Consider the following 1,813-nt stretch of genomic DNA (forward strand, 5'->3'; position numbering starts at 1 on the left):
TTTTCCGCAAACCCGGGCTGCCGATCCTGATGGTGGAATTTCCGGATGGAAAAAAAGTGCCGTACTGGAATACCTTTTATCAGGAAGTGCATGGCAGACAGTATCTCGGACAGATGGATGTAAACATCCAGTCACCAAAAGTGTGGGAGTTTTATCGTGAAACACTGGAAAAAATAGCCTCTTACGGCGCGGCGATTGTGCGGTTGGATGCCTTTGCCTATGCGCCGAAAGCACCGGGAAAGAAAAACTTTCTCAATGATCCGGAAACGTGGGAACTTTTACAGAAGATCCATGCGCTGGCAAAACCTTTGGGACTTACGCTTTTGCCGGAGATCCACGCAGCGTATGATGAAAAAATATATGAGACACTTGCAGAAAAAGGCTATGCAACCTATGACTTTTTCCTGCCGGGTCTGGTCATTGATGCGATCGAGAACCGGCGGGGAACGTATCTTGCGGCATGGGCGAAGGAGATTGTGGAAAAGAAGATCTCCACGGTCAACATGCTCGGCTGTCACGATGGCATCCCGCTTCTGGATTTAAAGGGGCTGCTTCCGGAAGAGGAAATCCAGTCGTTAATTGAACGGATCGTATCCCGCGGAGGCATGGTCAAAAATTTACATGGCCAAAAGAATCTGTATTATCAGGTAAATGCCACATATTACAGTGCATTGGGTGCGTCGGACGAAAAAATGCTTCTGGCGCGTGCTATACAGATGTTTATGCCGGGCAAACCGCAGGTCTGGTATCTGGATTTGTTTGCCGGAAAAAATGACCATGAAGCGGTGCAGCGCGCGGGAGAATCTGGACATAAGGAAATCAACCGGACAAATCTTTCCACTGATCAGATCACGGAAGGGTTGAAAAAAGATGTGGTTCAAAAACAGCTTGCGTTAATCCGCATGCGAAATACCCATAAGGCATTTTCGGAAGGCGCAGAGGTAGCAATCTCCGGAGGGGAGAGGTCTCTGGAAATCCGCTGGAAATATAATAGTGCATTTGCAACATTATATGTAAATTTTGAATCAGGAACATATACAATAGTAGAAAGCAGATAGTTAAGTTGGGCTGTCGATTGTACATGAAACCTAAACTTTATAAAGGAATATATATCGAAAGCAGATGCGGCATTACTTGTGGGTGTCACAGCTCCAACTATTACCAAATGGGCACAGGACGGGAAGTTTAAAGTAATTGGTGCAGGACGTGTTATGAGAATTCATAGAGAAGAGTTTTTGGACTGGCTTCGAGATAGCCGGGGAAAGGAATATTAAATGGCTGTTGTAAAAAAAGAGGCAAAAAATATTGTGTGATTTATAAGGTTAAGGATGAGAACGGCAAGTATCATCAGAAATGGGAAACTTATGCTACCAAGACGGAGGCAGAGACTAGGAGGAAAGAGGTGGAGTATCGAATTGCAGTAGGCAATTTTGAAGTGCCTAAGTGTGTTCGATTACAGGAACTTCTTGAAGAATATATTAAAATCTATGGCAGTGACAAATGGAGCGTTACTACCTACAGTGGAAATGTGTCTCTGATCAATAACTATATTATTCCAACAATTGGAAATACCAAGATTACAGAGATCAATAACCATTTTCTGGAGAAATATTATAAGAAGCTTTTGGATATGCCGGCGGTTAACAGCACAAGAAATGCAGATGGATCCGGTGGAACTATTACACCTTCAACAGTATTTGAGATTCATAAGGTATTAAGGAGCTGTTTCCGCCAGGCGGTAAAGTGGGATATGATGGGAAAGAACCCGGCTGTGGATGCAACCGTTCCAAAAGCAAAGAAGCAGGAGCGTGAG

3 protein-coding genes are annotated in these 1,813 nt (G+C 44.2%); all 3 read left to right on the forward strand.

The features are described from left to right. Positions 1–1,058, forward strand: a 1,058-nt coding sequence (locus tag AC1WIP_RS15445; protein ID WP_481142663.1) for an alpha-amylase family protein, incomplete at its 5' end; no start/stop codon positions are given. Positions 1,059–1,109: 51 nt separating this feature from the next. Next, a complete protein-coding gene (locus tag AC1WIP_RS15450) occupies positions 1,110–1,274 on the forward strand; it encodes a helix-turn-helix domain-containing protein (RefSeq protein ID WP_481142665.1) in 165 nt (54 codons plus the stop codon). A 35-nt stretch (positions 1,275–1,309) separates the two neighbouring features. Continuing rightward, a partial coding sequence (locus AC1WIP_RS15455; RefSeq protein ID WP_481142664.1) for a tyrosine-type recombinase/integrase occupies positions 1,310–1,813 on the forward strand: 504 nt, incomplete at its 3' end.

This window comes from Acetatifactor sp. (genome assembly GCF_982438285.1).